The sequence below is a fragment of the Nonomuraea sp. NPDC050663 genome (genome assembly GCF_044456985.1).
GTDB lineage: Bacteria > Actinomycetota > Actinomycetes > Streptosporangiales > Streptosporangiaceae > Nonomuraea.
The window spans coordinates 1-16,600 of sequence record NZ_JBITGL010000020.1; the positions used below are offsets into that span (position 1 = coordinate 1).

A 16,600-nucleotide genomic window follows, 5' to 3' on the forward strand; every position below is an offset into this window, starting at 1 on the left:
CGCACAAACAAAAAAAACACACCCCACACCCCTCGGCACCCCCCGGGGGGCGGCGCCCCCCCCCCCCGCCCCCCCCCCGCGGCCCGGGGGGGCCCCCCCCCCCCCCCCCCCCCCGCGACTGACCGGTAACTTAAGGGGCTATGTCATTTGTGGGCGCGCTGGTTCACCGCGCATACGCGATGATCCGCCGAGCGGGGGCGATTTCCCCCGCCAACCCCGCCGGGTACCGTTTCGGGCATCTCGGCGAGGGTGTGAGCATCGCCTTCCCGCCGGGAGCGATCTTCGGGGAGCGGTGGATCGAGATCGGCGCGAACACGCTGATCGGTGAGCGGGTCTCCATCTCCTGCGGCATGATGCCGGGCCCCGACCTGGGGCCGCACTCCATCGTGCGGATCGGCGAGTCGTGCTCGATCGGGCGCGGCTCGCACATCGTCGGCCACCAGTCGATCGACATCGGCGACGACGTCTTCACCGGCCCGTACGTCTACATCACCGACCAGAACCACGTCTACGACGATCCCGACGTGCCGATCGGGCGGCAGTGGCCGCGCAACAACCCGGTCTCGATCGGCAGCGGTTCGTGGATCGGGACCGGGGCGATCATCCTGCCGGGGTCGCGGATCGGGCGTCAGTGCGTGGTGGCGGGCGGCGCGGTGGTGCGCGGGGAGTTCCCCGACCACAGCGTGATCGCCGGGGTGCCGGGGCGGGTGGTGCGCACCTACACGCCGGAGGACGGCTGGCGGGCGCCGGGCGTGGCGGCCCTGGACCGGCCCGCGTGAGCGCCGGACGGGGCTCGTTCCCGCCTCCTGTCCGCGCCGGGCGCGGCACGAGCCGGACACGCGCGTGAGCCCGGCCTGATGATCGGCGTGCTCGGGCCGCTGGAGGTCGAGGGTCACCGGGTCGGCGGCAGCCGGCTGCGGGTGCTGCTGATCCGCCTGGCCCTGGAGCCCGGCCGGGTGGTGACGTCCGAGCGCCTGATCGACGACCTGTGGCCGGAGGAGCCGCCCGAGCATCCCGCGGCGGCGCTGCAGTCGCTGGTCTCCCGCGCCCGCCGCGAGGTTCCCGGCCTGATCTCCTCCCATCCGGCCGGTTACGTGCTCGACGCCGAGGTGGACGCCGCGCTCTTCGAGCGGCTGGCCCGCGCGGGCGAGCACCGCGCGGCTCTGGCCCTGTGGCGGGGTACGGCCCTGGCCGACGCAGCGGGCATGCCCTTCGCCCAGGCTCCTGCTGCGCGCCTGGAGGAGCTGCGGCTGCGCTCGCTGGCCGCCCGCATCGAGGACGACCTGGGCCCGCACGACGTCGTGCCCGAGCTGGAGGAGCTCACGACCGCCCACCCGCTGCGCGAGCCCTTCCACGCGCTGCTGGTGCGGGCACTGGCCCGCGCGGGCCGGCAGGGCGAGGCGCTGGAGGCCTTCGAGCGCATCAGGTCGAGGCTGGCCGGGGAGCTGGGCGCCGATCCCGGCCCCGAGCTGCGGCAGGCGCATCTCGACGCGCTGCGCGGGCGGCGCCGCGGCAACCTGCCCGCCCCGCTGACCGGGTTCGTGGGCAGGCAGGCCGACGTGGAGCGGGTCTTCGGCCTGGTGAGGTCGAGCCGGCTGGTGACGCTCACCGGTCCAGGCGGTGTCGGCAAGACGAGGCTGGCCTTGGAGGTGGCCGCCGCCCTGGACGTTCCCGACGGCGCCTGGCTGGTGGAGCTGGCGGGCGCCGCCGACGTGCGGGCGGCGGTCGAGGCGGTCGTGCCGCTCAAGGACACCGCGCCACTGCTCGTGCTCGACAACTGCGAGCACGTGATCGACGAGGCGGCGGCGCTGGCGCAGCGGCTGCTGTCGGCGCATCCCCGGCTGCGTGTCCTGGCCACCAGCCGGGAGGCGCTCGACGTGACGGGCGAGAGCGTCCACGTGGTGCCGCCGCTGCCGGAGCGGGACGCGGTCAGGCTGTTCGCCGAGCGGGCTCTGGCCGTACGGGCCGACGCCGACGTGGAGTCGGTCCCGGTCGCCCGCCTCGACGGGCTGCCGCTGGCGATCGAGCTGGCCGCCGCCCGGCTGCGCACCATGTCGGCCTCGATGGTGTCGGCGCAGCTGGCCGACGTGCTCGGGCTCAGGGGCGGCCGTACGGCCCAGCCGCGGCACCGCACCCTGCGCGCCGTGATCGAGTGGAGCTGGCGCCTGCTCGAACCCGGCGAGCAGCGGCTGCTGAGCCGGATGTCGGTCTTCTCCGGCGGCGCCACGGCCGGGGCGGTGCTGGAGGTCTGCGGCGCCGACGGCGAGGTGCTGGCGTCGCTGGTCGACAAGTCGCTGGTGCAGTTGCGCGGGGAGCGCTACGCCCTGCTGGAGACGGTCCGCCGGTTCGCCGCCGAGCACCTCGACGACGACGGGCTCGCGGCGCGCCACGCCCGCTACTACGTCGAGCTGGCCGAACGCGCCGAGCCCGAGCTCAGGATCGGCGCGCGGCAGCTCGGAGCGCTGGCCCTGTTCGAGGCGGAGTCGGGCAACCTCGACGCGGCCATGGCGCGCCATCCCGATCGGGCGTTCCTGGCCAGGGTCTGGTTCTGGATGATGCGCGGCAGGCGCCGCGAGGCGCAGACCTGGGCCGCGGCCCTGATGGAGCACACCTCGGGCGCGGCGCGGGCGTTGTGCGAGCTGATCGCGACGGGTGAGCTGCCGCCCGGACTGACGCGGTCCGGGCATCCGGCGGCCAGGGCGGGGTGGGCGCTCTCGGTGCGGCTGGCCCCGCCGCGTGACGTGATCGAGCTGGCCGAGGAGGAGGTCTCCCGGCGTCCCGGCGATCCGGTGGCCGCCCTGATGGCGGGGATCGCGCAGTTCGAGTACGGCGATGCCGCCCGCGCCGAGCGGCTGCTGCCCCAGGCGCTCGACGGCTTCCGCGCCACCGGCGACCGCTGGGGCCTGGCCCTGGCGCTCTACTGGCTCTCCCTGGCCGCCGAGAACCGGGGCGACCCTGCCGGGGCCCTGGAGCTGGCGCTGCGCTCGGTTGAGCCGGCCACGGAGATCGGCGGGGTGCAGGCGCTTCCGGGTCCGGCCCATCTCGGGGTGCGCGTCGCCCGGCTCCAGGCCGAGCTGGGCGACTTCGCGGCGGCCGACGCTGCGCTCGACGCGCTGGCCGTGGACGATCCGCTGGCGCTGGCCAGGATCGCGCACGCGCGCGCCGAGGTGGCTCGCAGGCGCGGCACGCCCGACCGCGAGCGGGCCGGGGAGGCGCTGCGGCTGCTGTCGGGTCAGGAGGCGCCGGACCAGTTCGCCGCCCAGGTCCAGGTGGAGCTGGCCTACGCGACGGGCTCGCCGGAGCCGCTGCGCCGGGCCCTGGAGCTGATGGACGCGCACCCGGACCGGACGGCGCGGGCGATCATCCTGGAGCACGCCGCCGCCTGGTGCGGCTCGGCGGAGCTGCTGGACGCGGCGCGGGCGCTGCGCTCGGGTCAGGCCACGATGCCGAGCCCGGAGAGGTACGCCCTGAGCCTGCTCTCGTCGTCGCTGTCGAGGCCGATGTAGCCGTCGGGGCGCACCAGCAGGAATCCCTCCCCCGGGTGCACCCGCACCCGCGGATCGGCGATCTCGGCCGCGCCGAAGAGCGTGAAGTGCGTGCCGCGCAGCTCCTCCAGGTGGCCGGGCAGCCGCTCGCCGCCGCGCTCGCCCTCCGACAGCGGGCTGTCCCAGTAGCCGAGGTTGAGCTGCTGCGTCTCCTCGTCGCGCTTGGGGTCCTGCTCGCGCAGCAGCCGCGTGCTCAGCCCGAGGACGTGCTCGGCGACGGGCATGCGTTCGGCCTCGTAGGTGTCGATCACGTGGTCGAGGCCCAGCGCGAGCTTCCATCCCAGGTTGTAGGCGTCCTGGACGCCGGTGTTGAGCCCCTGTCCCCCGGCCGGCGAGTGCACGTGGGCGGCGTCGCCCGCCAGGAGGATCCGGCCGTTCCTGAACCGCTCGGCCATGCGGATGTTGACCCGGTACTCCGACTCCCACAGCACCTCGCGGATCTCGACGGGCAGCTCGACGCCCGGGGTGCAGGTCAGCTGGAAGACGTCGCTGTGCGGCATCGGGCACAGGCCCGCGAAGCCGTTCTCGTCGCCCCACATGTGCCAGTGGTCGCGGTCGAGCCCGTCGACCCTGACGTCCTTGAGCGTCATGCGCTCGGTCTCGAAGGTCTCGCCGTGGAAGCCGATCCCGGCCAGCTTGCGCACGGTGCTCCTGCCGCCGTCGGCGCCGACCAGGTAGGCGCAGCGCACCCGCTCGCCGCCGCCGAGCGTCACGGTGACGCCCTCGCCGTCCTGCTCGGCGCCGGCCACCTCGGCGCCCAGCTCCACGTGGTGTCCCAGGGCGGCCAGCCGCTCGCGCAGGATGCGCTCGGTGCGCCACTGCGGCTGCATGACGACCATCGGGTACGGCACGGCCTCGGAGGGCTGCTTCAGCTCGTGCATCCGGTGTTCCCAGACGACCCGGCCGTCCTGGTAGCCGCGGATCGGCGGGTAGATCGAGCCGGTGGCCAGGATCTCGTCGATCACGCCCAGGTCGTGGAAGACCTCCAGGGTGCGTGGCTGCAGCCCCTTGCCGCGCACCCCGGCAGGGTGCTCGTGCGAGCGCTCGACGAGACGGAAGTCGACGCCCCTGCGGGCCAGTTCGATGGCGAGGGTGAGGCCGGTCGGTCCGGCGCCCGCGATCAGTACGTGTGTCATGGGTCAAACGCTGGCCCATGGCTCTGCCAAACCTCTGTCAGCGGCTGCCAGGCTCTGTCCGGCGGGGGAATGCTCACGATCATGGACGGGTTCGAGACCTGGATGCTGGTGCGCCTGGTCGTCGCGGCGGGGCTCGGCGTGATGATCGGCGTCGAGCGCCAGTGGAGTGCCCGCATGGCGGGCATCCGCACCAACCTGCTGGTCTCGGTGGGCGCGGCGCTGTTCGTGCTGCTCAGCGCCTACGGTTTCACCAGCGACTCGGGCCGGGCCGACCCCACCCGAGTGGCCGCGCAGATAGTGTCGGGCATCGGCTTCCTGGGCGCGGGCGTGATCCTGCGCGAGGGCTTCAACATCCGCGGGCTGAACACGGCGGCCACGTTGTGGTGCGCCGCCGCGGTGGGATCGCTGGCGGGCGCCGGCCTGTTCCTGCTGGCCGCCGCGGGCGCGGTGCTGATCGTGGGCGCCAACACCGCGATCAGGCCGCTGGGGCGCTACCTCGACCGGCAGCGGGCCCGCAAGCGCACCCGTTACCGCTTCGAGGTCACCTGCACGCAGGACGAGGAGGCGCACGTGCGCAGCCTCGTCGTCACCGCCCTGACCCGCCCTGAGCTGCGCCTGCGCAGCCTGCACAGCCACGACTCCGACGAGCGCGGCCAGGTGGAGGTGTACGCCCTCATCGACAGCCTCAAGCGTGACGAGAACCTCTTCGAGAGGGCCACGAGCCGGCTGAGCCTTGAGCCGTCGGTCACCTCGGTCACCTGGACCGTCGAAGGGGATGACGATGATGAGGACGACTCGTAAAGTCGGTGCATGCGGTTAACCGAGCGCTTGGGCATCGACGTCCCCATCTTCGCCTTCAGCCACTGCCGCGACGTGGTCGCCGCCGTCACCAACGCGGGCGGCTTCGGCGTCCTGGGCGCCGTCGCCTACTCCGCCGAGCAGCTCGACACCGAGCTGTCGTGGCTCGACCGCGAGACCGGCGGCCGGCCGTACGGGGTCGACGTGCTCGTCCCCGGCAAGCTCGACGCGCGCGGCGTGCGGGTCGCCGACCTCATCCCCGAGGAGCACCGCGCCTTCCTCGACTCCCTCTTCACCAGGTACGGCATGGCGCCGCCGGCCCGCGGCGGCTCGCAGGGCGGCTCCGCCTCCGACGACGTCGCCCGCCGGGTCACCGCGTCGGGCGCCACCGGCCTCATCGAGGTCGCGCTGAAGCACCGCATCGGCCTGATCGCCAGCGCGCTCGGCCCGCCACCGCCCGAGATGGTGGCGCTGGCCAGGGAGGCGGACGTGCCCGTCGCCGCCCTGGTCGGCACCGTCGAGCACGCGCTGCGCCAGCGCGAGGCGGGAGCCGACATCATCGTCGCCCAGGGCACCGAGGCGGGCGGGCACACCGGCGAGATCTCCACCATGGTGCTGGTCCCGCAGGTGGTCGACGCCGTCGCCCCGATCCCGGTGCTGGCCGCCGGAGGCATCGCGTCGGGCCGTCAGATGGCCGCGGCGATCGCGCTGGGCGCCGAGGGAGTGTGGTGCGGGTCGGTCTGGCTGACCACCGAGGAGGCCGAGACGCCGCAGGCGGTCAAGCGCAAGTTCCTGGCCGCCTCCTCGCTCGACACCGTGCGTTCCCGTTCGCGCACCGGCAAGCCCGCCCGCCAGCTCAGCTCCGCCTGGACCAGGGAGTGGGACGGGGCGGACAGCCCAGGACCGCTCGGCATGCCACTGCAGATGCTCCTGGCCGAAGGGGCGATGGCCACGATCGTCCCGGCCGCCGAGCGGGGCGAGCCGGGCGCGGTGGAGCTGGCCAACTACTTCGTCGGCCAGGTCGTCGGCCAGCTCGATCAGGTCAAGCCCGCCAAGCAGGTCGTCTACGAGATGATCAGCGAGTATGCCGAGGCGGTCGAGCGCCTGACGCCCTAGACCCGGCCCCGTCGGGTAGGAAGGTGTCATGTTCGCTGCTCTCACCGGCCTGGGTCTGTCGACCGCGGCCGGTCTGAACGCCTATATCCCGCTGCTGGTCGTCGGCGTGCTGGCCAACTTCACCGACACCGTGAAGCTGCCCGACGGCTACGCCTGGCTGTCCAACTGGGGCGTGCTGGCGGTCATCGCCGTCCTGCTCGCGGCCGAGTTCGTGCTCGACAAGATCCCGGCCGTCGACAGCGTCAACGACCTCATCCAGACCGCCGTACGGCCGGCCTCGGGCGGTGTGGTCTTCAGCGCCACCACCGCCGCCGCCGAGCTCGACAACTCCACCTGGATGACGGAGAACCCGTGGGTGGGATGGGTGCTCGGCATCGTCGTGGCGCTGGCCGTCCACGCCCTGAAGACGACGGCGCGGCCGGTCGTCAACGCCGGCACGGCCGGGGTCGGCGCTCCGGTCGTCTCGACCGTTGAGGACGCGGGCTCGCTGGGCATGAGCCTGATCGCGATCTTCACCCCGGTGCTGGTGATCCTGGCGCTGATCCTGCTGGCGCTGCTGGCCTGGTGGGTGATCCGCAAGGTCAGACGGGTCCGCCGGAGGGCGGACAGACGATCACCCTAGCGGCGGATCCGCCGCCGGGCTCCGGCCTTCTACGGTGTTCCTCGTGAGCGCCACGGTGGCCCCCGCCCCTCGTGCTCACGGGTTCAGAGCCCGGCGGCGTCGGTGCGTCGCCGCCGGGCTCTCACACTCTCCTGACGGCCTCGCACACCACGGCCATGGCCTCCTTGGCGGAGGGCAGCAACGCGCCGAGGCCGAAGAAGCCGTGGAACATGCCGTCGTAGCGCACGGTGCGCGCCCTGACCCCCGCCTCACGCAGCCGGGCGCCGTAGGCCTCGCCCTCGTCGCGCAGCGGGTCGTACTGGGCGGTCAGCACCAGTGCCGGCGGCAGGTCGTGCAGGTCGGCGTTGATGGGCGAGCAGTACGGTTCCTCCCGCCTCAACGGGTCGGGCATGTAGTTGTTCCAGTACCAGCGCATGGCGTCGCCGGTCAGGAAGTAGCCCTCGGCGTTCTCCCTGTGCGAGGAGGAGTCCATCGCCGCGTCGGTCGCCGGGTAGACGAGCACCTGGAAGGCGATCGGCGGCCCGCCCTCGTCGCGGGAGCGAATGCAGGTGACCGCGGCCAGGTTCCCGCCCGCGCTGTCGCCCGCCACGATCAGGCGGGCGGGATCGCCGCCCAGCTCGTCGGCGTGCTCGTGGGCCCAGCGGGTGGCCGCGTAGGCGTCGTCGACCGCCGCGGGATACGGGTCCTCCGGCGCGAGCCGGTAGTCGACCGAGACGACGATCACGCCCGCGTCCGCGCACAGCGCGCGGCAGACGTTGTCATGGGTGTCGAGGGTGCACAGCGAGAAGCCGCCACCGTGGAAGTAGATCAGGATGGGCAGCCCCTGCTGCGGGCCCGGCCAGTAGACACGAACCGGGATCTGGCCGGCCTTGCGGTCCTCGACCGCGTGGACCGGCTGCGGCGTGGCATCGAGCGGCGGGATCTGGGCGATCACCTGCCGGGCTTCGACCGCGTCGTGCACGTTGACGCCGACCCTGGGGAAGAGCTCCGTCATGGCGTCGATGACGGCGCGTGTGGTGGGTTCCACCGTCATGCGTCGAATCTGGCACATAGATCAACGTTCAACAAGACTTTGCTTGGGCCCCAGGTCCGTGGCGGCGACTATGCTCGAATCAGGTCCCCCTTCTGGAGGTGTCTCCGATCGGCGAGTTGCTTACCCTGCTCTTGGTGTTCATCCTGGTCATTCTGGTGCTGGGCGGGGTCGCCATCTTCTTCATGGTCAAGCTCGGCAAGAAGGCCGCCGTCAAAGCGCGTGACACGGCCACCCGGCTCTCGGCCCACGTCAACTCCATGGGCACCGGTGAGGCGGCCGAGGTCGAGCGGCTGCGTCTCGATCTGCGCCGTGAGGTCGGGCTGACCCGCCAGGGCATCGAGCAGGCCCAGCGCCAGGGCTGGGGGCTGGGCGAGCTGCCCGAGGTGTTCGCCGAGCTGGCCCGCCAGGCCGACATCCAGGACACCCAGCTGGGCATGTACGCCGCGCAGCGCCGCACCTCCCCCTACGTCGACCACGTCACGCTGGAGCGGCTGCGCGAGCACCAGGCGAAGCTGACGGCCATCTGCGCCCGCATCCGCGCCGACCTCATGAGCGCCCAGATGCACCACGCCACCACCGGCATCGACGAGCTGGGCACCCGCACCGACCTGGAGCTGGAGGCGCGCCGCCGCACGGCCGACCCGCTCGACGAGATCGACGAGCTCTACCGCCGCGCCATGCAGGACAAGCACGACCCGCCGGTCACCTGACCCACTCCCGGTAGATGTAGTCCTCGTAGGCCGCGCGTCCGCGGGTGCGCAGGATCGCCGCCGCTGCCTGCGCCCTGGTCGTGTCGGGCAGATGGCCGGCCAGGAGGATCGGCAGCGCCAGGCGGCGGGCCAGCAGCTCGTTGGCCGAGGTCCAGTGCGGCCTGCGCACCACCGCGACGTTGACCCGCAGCCCGTGCTCGTTGCCCGGCGGCACGCCCGGCCGGTCGATCTCGATCGCCGAGAAGCGGAAGCCGTGGTGGAGATCGCACGGCCCGCAGCCCACCGGCCCCCTGGTCAGCCGCTCGCCGCAGCCGGGGCAGCGCAGCCGGTCGTAGGCGGCGTCGACGACCCGCCACTCGTGCTTGTCGGGCTCGTCGGCGACCATGCGGGCCAGCTCGACCTCGTCGGCGGCGTCGGCCTCGCCCCAGGCGGCGGCGAAGGCTCGCCAGCCCCGCTCGACGAGCTCGTCGACCTGGGCCGCGCAGGTGAGGCAGGCGGGGGCGCCGGCAGGCGCGAAATGCCCGCAGTCGGCGCACGTCTCCATGCCTTCGACGATAACGAGTTGCGCAACCGCATTTCCGCGGGTCATACTCGACCCCGTTGATCGCTGCGACGCGAAAGGAGGATGAGACCGTGATGACGCCTGTCCGCGTGCCTTCCACGCTCCTCATTCCTCCCACCGGGCGGACGCCGCTCTGATCTGCGCGCCGGTGGGCACCACTCTCATTCTGGAGAAACCCACCGTGCCGAAGCACACGCAGTACCGTTCCCGCGGCAAGAAGGCCCTCGACGCCGACGACGTCGAGTGGCTGGAGGCCAACCCCGTCGACCACGACCTCCCGCCCACCGGTGACCGCTGGTCCACCTGGGACCAGTCCACGCCCACCGAGCGCGGGCCCAAGCCGTACCCCGGCTGGCTCGTCACCGAGCTGGCCGCGGTCGACACCGAGCTCGGCATCCTCAAGACCGGCAAGGAAGCCGACGTCCACCTGATCTCGCGCGGCGTGCCCGGCACCGACCGGGTGTGCCTGCTGGCGGCCAAGCGCTACCGCGACTCCGAGCACCGGCTCTTCCACCGCGACGCGGGCTACCTGGAAGGGCGCACGGTCAAGGAGAGCCGCATGAACCGCGCCATGGCCAAGCGCACCTCGTTCGGCATGAAGCTCATCGCGGGGCAGTGGGCGCAGGCGGAGTTCGACGCGCTGTGCCGGCTGCACGCTCTCGGGCTGCCGGTGCCGTACCCGGTGCAGATCGTCGGCACCGAGATCCTGCAGGAGTTCATCGGCACCGCCGACGGCTTCGCCGCGCCCCGGCTCGCCACCGTCTCCGACGGCCTGGAGTCGCTGTGGGAGCAGCTGGTCGAGGCGATGGTACGGCTCGCGCACGAGGGCCTGGCCCACGGCGACCTGTCGGCCTACAACCTGCTCGTCCAGGACGGGCGGCTGGTCGTCATCGACCTGCCGCAGATCGTGGACGTCATCTCCCATCCGAGCGGGCCCGAGTTCCTTGAGCGCGACGCCCGCAACGTGGCCACCTGGTTCGCCTCCAAGGGCGTCGCCGCGGCCGACCCCGACACGGTGGCGGCGCTGCTGCTGCGCGAGGCCAGGCTCAGCTGATGACGAACCCGGGCGAACGTCCCGGGGTGCGATGAGTTTCGGCCGCGCGGCGGGTCTGCATCGGTATGAGTGAGACGAAACTCGGCAGCATCCTGCTGTCCAGCACCGATCCGGCGCGGCTGCGCGCCTGGTACACCGGGGCGTTCGCGCCCGCGAGCGACACCGACGTCGGCCACTACGGCGTGCTGTCCTTCGGCGGGTTCCACCTGTTCATCGACAGCCGTGACGACATCGGCGACAAGAATCCCGAGCCGGGGCGGGTCATCCTCAACTTCGAGGTCGACGACGCCCGTGCCGCCGTCGAGCGGCTGAACACGCTCGGCGTCACCTGGCTGGCCGAGCTGGAGGACCGTGACGGCAGCTTCTTCGCCACCGCCGTCGACCCCGACGGCAACTACGTGCAGCTGATCCAGATCAGCGAGGAGCACCGGGCGCAGATGTAGCGCCGCTTGCCGGCGACCCGCACCGCCGTGCTCCCCCGCCCGGCCCGTCACCATCGGGCCGGGCGCCACCTGGGCCACCAGCCCGGCACGTGGGCCCGGTAGGCGTCGTAGTCACCGCCGAACCTGGCAGCCAGCGTCGGCTCCTCGTAGAAGCGCACGAACAGGTAGACGGGGAGCGCGACGACGGCGGCGTAGGCCAGCAGTGACGCCTGCCCGAGCAGGGCGGCCTGGCCGATGATGATCGCGAAGACGGCGACATACATCGGGTTGCGCACGTAGCGGTAGAACCCGCCGACGACCAGCCTCTCGGGCGCCGCCACCGGGGCGGGGGTGCCCAGCCCCTCGACGACGAACCTGACGAAGGCGCCGACCAGAACGGGGAGCCCGGCGAGGATCAGGAGCACGCCCACGACCCGCAACGGGAGCATCGCCCAGGACGGGAGCGGGCTGAGCACGCGCCAGCCGGTGATCCACCACGGGACGAGGGCGGCCACCGTGCCGGGGGCCAGCAGGAAGAAGAGGGTGGAGCCGGTGGCCGCCTGAGCTCTTCGCACAGAAATTCACTCTACGATGAGTTCCCGGCGCCGGGAAGGGCCTTCCAGTCCTGGGCGAGCAGCCCGAGCACGACCTCGTCGAGGAACTCCCCCATCACCCACGCGGCGGAGCGCAGCACCCCCTCGCGTACGAACCCGTTGCGCTCGGCGGAGCGCAGCATGGCGGCGTTGTCGCCCAGCGTCTCGATCTGCAGCCGGTGCAGCCCGCGCACGACGAAGCCGTAGTGGCACAACACCGCGACGGCGTCGGTGCCGTAGCCCTTGCCGCGGGCCGACGGCACCAGGCTGAGCCCGAGGTGGGCGCAGCGGTTGTGGGTGTCGATGCCCCAGACGATCGCGGTGCCGACCAGAGTGCCGCCCTCCAGCTCCACGACCGAGAACTGGACGATCCCCTGCTCGGTGTCGTCGACCACCAGGCGCGGATCCTTGAATCCGGGCGTGACCGGCCGCCACGGGCGGCTCTCCGCGCGTGAGGAGTTGACGGGGTCGTCGTAGAGCTCGGTCAGCAGGATGGGGATGTCGGCCTCGTAGCGGGCCCGGAGCCCGACCTTGTCGCCTCTCAGCACCCGCCCTTCCTATCGGACCGGGCGCTTCACGGGCAACCGGTGCGAAGGTGGGCGAGCAGCAGCCCGGCGAGGCGATCGGGGGCGCGCAGCGGCAGGTAGTGGTCGGCGCCGGCGACCACCTGGCCGTGGGCGTGGGGCAGGCCGGCGACGAGCCGTCCGGCGATCACCGCGATCTCCGGGTGGTCGCGGTCGCCGTGCAGGACCAGGGTGGGGGCGGTGATGCGGTCGAGCCGGGATTCGGCCTCACGGCCGGGGAAGAAGGCGAGGTGGTGTTCGCTGACGAGGCGTCGTTCGGCGTTGTCCCGCACCATCGTCTCGATGAGCGCCCCGCCGGGCGCCGCTCGCCCCATGGACGCCCAGACGGACAGCTCCAGCCCGGCCAGCGCCGCCGCGTCGCCCTCCCTGCGGGCCCGGCCGTAGGCGTCGGTCTCGGCGTCGGACGGCCAGGCGTGGCCGCTGACGGAGGTGCCGACCAGGGCCAGGGCGGTGACCCGCTCGGGGCGGGCGAGGGCGAAGTCGAGCGCGGTCTCGCCGCCCATGCTCAGCCCCACCAGCGCGGCCGCGGGCAGGCCGAAGTGGTCGAGGACGGCACGCAGATCGTCGAGGTCGTCGAACGGCCCGTCGGGCGGGGCGGAGCGGCCGAGCCCGCGGGCGTCGTAGCGGATGACGTCGTGGTGGCGGCGCAGCTCGGGCACGACGGAGTCCCACAGGCGGGAGTCCATGCCGGCGCCGTGAAGCAGCACCACCGGACTCCCGCGACCCCCGCGCTCCGCCCACAGCAGCCCTCCGCCGGGAGCGGGAACGCGGAATTCGAGCGTGCCGGTGGTGCTCGTCACCTGCTTGACTCCGGCTTCACTTACTTGACCCCGGCTTCCTTCATGTCGCGCAGCTCCCGCTTCAGCTCCTTGATCTCGTCGCGCAGCCGCGCCGCCACCTCGAACTGCAGGTCGGCCGCGGACTGGTGCATCTGCTCCGTCAGCGACTCGATCAACGACTCCATCTGCGCCCTGGGCAGCTCCCCGGCGATGGCCTTGGCGTGCTGGCCGGCCTGCTTGGCCACGAAGCCCGGCACCGGCGCCTTGCCGCGGGACTGCTGGCGCCCGGATCCCATGAGCTGCTCGGTGTCGGCGTCTTCGCGCTGCAGCGAGTCGAGGATGTCGGCGATCTTCTTGCGCAGCGGCTGCGGGTCGATGCCGTTGGCCTCGTTGTAGGCCATCTGCTTGGCCCGGCGCCGGTTGGTCTCGTCGATCGCCCGCTCCATCGAAGGGGTGATCTTGTCGGCGTACATGTGGACCTGGCCGGAGACGTTACGCGCGGCACGGCCGATGGTCTGGATGAGCGAGGTCTCCGAGCGCAGGAAGCCCTCCTTGTCGGCGTCGAGGATCGACACCAGCGACACCTCCGGCAGGTCGAGACCCTCCCGCAGGAGGTTGATGCCCACCAGGACGTCGAACTCGCCCAGGCGCAGCTCGCGCAGGAGCTCGATGCGGCGCAGGGTGTCGACCTCGCTGTGGAGGTAGCGCACCCGGATGCCGAGCTCCAGGAGGTAGTCGGTGAGGTCTTCCGACATCTTCTTGGTCAGCGTCGTGACCAGGACCCGCTCGTCGCGGTCGGCGCGGGTGCGGATCTCGTGGACCAGGTCGTCGATCTGGCCCTTGGTGGGCTTGATGACGACCTCGGGGTCGACCAGTCCGGTCGGGCGGATGACCTGCTCGACGACCTCGCCCTTGGCGCGGCCGAGCTCGTAGGCGCCGGGGGTGGCCGACAGGTAGACGGTCTGGCCGATGCGCTCCAGGAACTCCTCCCACTTCAGCGGGCGGTTGTCGAGCGCGGACGGCAGGCGGAAGCCGTGGTCGACGAGGGTGCGCTTGCGGGAGGCGTCGCCTTCGTACATGGCCCCGATCTGCGGCACCGTCTGGTGGGACTCGTCGAGGACCAGCAGGAAGTCTTCGGGGAAGTAGTCGAGCAGGGTGTTGGGCGCGCTGCCCGCCTCGCGGCCGTCCATGTGGCGCGAGTAGTTCTCGATGCCGGAGCAGGTGCCGATCTGGCGCATCATCTCGATGTCGTAGGTGGTGCGCATGCGCAGCCGCTGCGCCTCGAGGAGCTTGCCCTGCCGTTCGAGCTCGGCCAGGCGCTGCTCCAGCTCGACCTCGATCTGCGCCACCGCCCTGGCCATGCGCTCCTCGCCGGCGACGTAGTGGGAGGCGGGGAAGATGTAGAGCTCTTCGTCCTCGGTGATGACCTCGCCGGTGAGCGGGTGCATCGTCGAGAGCTTCTCGATCTCGTCGCCGAACATCTCGATGCGGACCGCGAGCTCTTCGTACTTGGGGATGATCTCGATCGTGTCGCCCCGCACCCGGAACGTGCCGCGTGTGAAGGACAGGTCGTTTCGGGTGTACTGCATGTCGACCAGGCGGCGCAGCAGCTGGTCGCGCTCGACCTCCATGCCGACCTTCAGCCGGGTCATGCGGTCGACGTACTCCTGCGGGGTGCCCAGGCCGTAGATGCACGACACCGAGGCGACGACGATCGTGTCGCGGCGCGTGAGCAGCGAGTTGGTCGCCGAGTGGCGCAGGCGCTCGACCTCGTCGTTGATCGAGGAGTCTTTCTCGATGTAGGTGTCGCTCTGCGGGACATACGCCTCGGGCTGGTAGTAGTCGTAGTAGGAGACGAAATACTCCACCGCGTTGTTGGGCAGCATCTCGCGCAGCTCGTTGGCGAACTGCGCGGCCAGCGTCTTGTTCGGCTGCATCACCAGGGCCGGGCGCTGGAGGCGCTCGATCAGCCAGGCCACCGTGGCGGTCTTGCCGGTGCCGGTGGCGCCGAGCAGCACGTTGTCCTTGGCGCCCGCGAGAACGCGGCGCTCCAGCTCGGCGATGGCCGTGGGCTGGTCGCCGGACGGGGTCATCTCGGTGACGACCTCGAAGGGGGCCACCTTACGCTGCAAGTCTGTCACCGGTCGCATGGTGTCCACTGTAGGAAACCGCTCCGACATTTCTTGCATCGCTCGAAGAAGTGGGGTGCGTTCGGTCCCCGGGACACGGTGGAGCTTACGATCTGTGACGTGATGCGTAACTGGGCCGGCAACGTCACCTTCCGCGCCAGGCAACTCCACTCGCCCTCCACCGGGCCCTCCCTGCGGGCGCTGGTCGCCCGGTCGCCCAGGCTCAGGGTCGTGGGCACCGGCCACACCTTCAACGAGCTCACCGACACCACGGGCGACCTGGTGAGCCTGGCCAGGATGCCGAAGACGTTCGACCTCGACACCGACCGCCACCAGGTGCGCATCGGCGGCGAGCTGACCTACGCCGACATCTGCCCGCGGCTCGACGCCGGGGGCTGGGCGCTGGCGAACCTGGCCTCGCTCCCCCACATCTCCGTCGCCGGGGCGGTGGCCACGGGAACGCACGGGTCGGGCGAGCACAACGGCTGCCTGTCGACCTCGGTGGCCGCCGTCGAGCTGGTGACGGCGGACGGGGACGAGGTCACCTTGAGCAGGGGCGACGAGGGCTTCGAGGGCGCGGTGGTCTCCCTGGGCGCGCTGGGCGTGGTAACCGCGCTGACGCTGGACCTGGTGCCCTCGTTCGAGCTGCGGCAGTACGTCTTCGACGACGCCCTGACCACCGACTACGCCACCCCGGGTTACAGCGTGAGCGTCTTCACCGACTGGGACACCTCCCAGCTCTGGGTCAAGGACACCGCGCCGCCGCGGGTCGGCAGGACCGCGGCCGACGGGCCCCGGCATCCGATCGCGGGCATGCCCACCGGCAACTGCACGCAGCAGCTCGGCGTGCCAGGGCCGTGGCACGAGCGGCTGCCGCACTTCCGCGCCGAGTTCCTGCCGAGCGCCGGCGAGGAGCTGCAGTCGGAGTTCATGGTGGCGCGCGAGCACGCCGACGAGGCGGTGGCGGAGCTGGCGAAGGTGGGCGAGCTGCTGCGTCCCGTGCTGCACGTCTCGGAGATCCGCAGCGTCGCGGCCGACGGGCTGTGGCTGAGCCCGGCGTACGGCAGGGCGACGGTGGCGCTGCACTTCACCTGGCTGAAGGAGCCGGCCAGGGTGCTGGAGGCGGTCAAGCTGGTGGAGAGCGTGCTGCGCCCGTTCGATCCCAGGCCGCACTGGGGGAAGATCTTCGTCACCCGGCCGGGGATCGATCCCCGGTTCCTGGAGCTCGCCGGGCGCTTCGACCCGGGCGCGAAGTTCCGGAACGAGCTGCTCGACGAGCTCCTAGGCTGACCGTTCGCCGATGCGCGGGAACGGCGTGACCGAGAAGATCACCTCCACCGGAACCTCGAAGAAGGTCGCGATCCGCAGGGCCAGGAAGAGGGACGGGCTGTATTCGCCGCGTTCGAGGTAGCCGACGGTCTGGTAGTGCACCCCCAGGGCGTCGGCCAGCTGGCGGCGGCTGATGCCCCGCTCCGCGCGGAGCAGGGCAATGCGGTTGTATACGGTCTCGGTCACGA

Annotated in this window: 17 protein-coding genes; 9 read left to right on the forward strand and 8 right to left on the reverse strand. The window is 72.0% G+C overall.

Going from position 1 to position 16,600, the window contains the following annotated elements; all coding sequences use genetic code 11:
• The first annotated feature begins 140 nt into the window (after positions 1-140).
• On the forward strand, positions 141-779 hold the full coding sequence (locus ACIBH1_RS40835; RefSeq protein ID WP_397319440.1) for a DapH/DapD/GlmU-related protein: 639 nt from the start codon (positions 141-143) through the stop codon (positions 777-779).
• A gap of 78 nt (positions 780-857) precedes the next feature.
• Positions 858-3,506: a BTAD domain-containing putative transcriptional regulator gene (locus ACIBH1_RS40840; RefSeq protein ID WP_397319441.1), complete on the forward strand. Its 2,649-nt coding sequence runs from the start codon at positions 858-860 to the stop codon at positions 3,504-3,506.
• Here ACIBH1_RS40840 and ACIBH1_RS40845 read toward each other — a convergent pair.
• A complete protein-coding gene (locus ACIBH1_RS40845) occupies positions 3,434-4,681 on the reverse strand; it encodes an FAD-dependent monooxygenase (RefSeq protein WP_397319442.1) in 1,248 nt (415 codons plus the stop codon). The genes ACIBH1_RS40840 and ACIBH1_RS40845 overlap by 73 nt on opposite strands.
• A gap of 81 nt (positions 4,682-4,762) precedes the next feature.
• Here ACIBH1_RS40845 and ACIBH1_RS40850 point away from each other — a divergent pair, with 81 nt between their 5' ends.
• Genes ACIBH1_RS40850 through ACIBH1_RS40860 form a run of 3 tightly spaced genes read left to right on the forward strand, consistent with a single transcriptional unit; the run spans position 4,763 to position 7,217 of the window.
• Positions 4,763-5,482, forward strand: coding sequence for an MgtC/SapB family protein (locus ACIBH1_RS40850; protein ID WP_397319443.1), 720 nt, complete (start codon positions 4,763-4,765; stop codon positions 5,480-5,482).
• A 9-nt stretch (positions 5,483-5,491) separates the two neighbouring features.
• A complete protein-coding gene (locus tag ACIBH1_RS40855; protein WP_397319444.1) occupies positions 5,492-6,595 on the forward strand; it encodes an NAD(P)H-dependent flavin oxidoreductase in 1,104 nt (367 codons plus the stop codon).
• Positions 6,596-6,623: 28 nt separating this feature from the next.
• Positions 6,624-7,217, forward strand: a complete 594-nt coding sequence (locus ACIBH1_RS40860) for a DUF4126 domain-containing protein (RefSeq protein WP_397319445.1) — start codon at positions 6,624-6,626, stop codon at positions 7,215-7,217.
• 121 nt (positions 7,218-7,338) lie between these two features.
• On the opposite strand, the gene ACIBH1_RS40865 is transcribed toward ACIBH1_RS40860, so the two are convergent.
• On the reverse strand, positions 7,339-8,250 hold the full coding sequence (locus ACIBH1_RS40865; protein ID WP_397319446.1) for an alpha/beta hydrolase: 912 nt from the start codon (positions 8,248-8,250) through the stop codon (positions 7,339-7,341).
• A 134-nt stretch (positions 8,251-8,384) separates the two neighbouring features.
• On the opposite strand from ACIBH1_RS40865, the gene ACIBH1_RS40870 reads away from it, so the two are divergent.
• Positions 8,385-8,960, forward strand: coding sequence for a hypothetical protein (locus tag ACIBH1_RS40870; protein ID WP_397319447.1), 576 nt, complete (start codon positions 8,385-8,387; stop codon positions 8,958-8,960).
• Here the strand turns inward: ACIBH1_RS40870 and ACIBH1_RS40875 are convergent.
• The gene (locus ACIBH1_RS40875; protein WP_397319448.1) at positions 8,953-9,504 is read right to left on the reverse strand and encodes a hypothetical protein; all 552 of its coding nucleotides are present in this window, start codon (positions 9,502-9,504) and stop codon (positions 8,953-8,955) included. The two genes, ACIBH1_RS40870 and ACIBH1_RS40875, sit on opposite strands and share 8 nt — an antisense overlap.
• Positions 9,505-9,703: 199 nt before the next feature.
• Between ACIBH1_RS40875 and ACIBH1_RS40880 the strand changes: the two genes are divergently transcribed.
• Positions 9,704-10,576, forward strand: coding sequence for a serine protein kinase RIO (locus tag ACIBH1_RS40880; RefSeq protein ID WP_397319449.1), 873 nt, complete (start codon positions 9,704-9,706; stop codon positions 10,574-10,576).
• Between the two features lie 65 nt (positions 10,577-10,641).
• Positions 10,642-11,019: a VOC family protein gene (locus ACIBH1_RS40885; RefSeq protein WP_397319450.1), complete on the forward strand. Its 378-nt coding sequence runs from the start codon at positions 10,642-10,644 to the stop codon at positions 11,017-11,019.
• Positions 11,020-11,066: 47 nt separating this feature from the next.
• Here ACIBH1_RS40885 and ACIBH1_RS40890 read toward each other — a convergent pair whose 3' ends face one another.
• From ACIBH1_RS40890 to uvrB, 4 genes are read right to left on the reverse strand one after another with little or no spacing between them, the layout of a single operon-like run.
• Entirely contained in the window at positions 11,067-11,573 is a 507-nt protein-coding gene (locus ACIBH1_RS40890) for a methyltransferase family protein (protein WP_397319451.1), read from the reverse strand.
• An 11-nt stretch (positions 11,574-11,584) separates the two neighbouring features.
• Complete coding sequence (locus ACIBH1_RS40895; protein WP_397319452.1) at positions 11,585-12,139, reverse strand: GNAT family N-acetyltransferase; 555 nt, start codon at positions 12,137-12,139, stop codon at positions 11,585-11,587.
• Positions 12,140-12,165: 26 nt separating this feature from the next.
• Positions 12,166-12,975, reverse strand: coding sequence for an alpha/beta fold hydrolase (locus ACIBH1_RS40900; RefSeq protein WP_397319453.1), 810 nt, complete (start codon positions 12,973-12,975; stop codon positions 12,166-12,168).
• Positions 12,976-12,995: 20 nt separating this feature from the next.
• On the reverse strand, positions 12,996-15,104 hold the full coding sequence (uvrB, locus tag ACIBH1_RS40905) for an excinuclease ABC subunit UvrB (protein WP_397319454.1): 2,109 nt from the start codon (positions 15,102-15,104) through the stop codon (positions 12,996-12,998).
• Positions 15,105-15,206: 102 nt separating this feature from the next.
• Here uvrB and ACIBH1_RS40910 point away from each other — a divergent pair, with 102 nt between their 5' ends.
• A complete protein-coding gene (locus tag ACIBH1_RS40910) occupies positions 15,207-16,373 on the forward strand; it encodes an FAD-binding protein (protein ID WP_397319590.1) in 1,167 nt (388 codons plus the stop codon).
• On the opposite strand, the gene ACIBH1_RS40915 is transcribed toward ACIBH1_RS40910, so the two are convergent.
• Positions 16,365-16,598 (reverse strand): helix-turn-helix transcriptional regulator, encoded by a 234-nt coding sequence (locus ACIBH1_RS40915; RefSeq protein WP_397319455.1) that lies wholly within the window; start codon positions 16,596-16,598, stop codon positions 16,365-16,367. The genes ACIBH1_RS40910 and ACIBH1_RS40915 overlap by 9 nt on opposite strands.
• Positions 16,599-16,600: the final 2 nt, after the last annotated feature.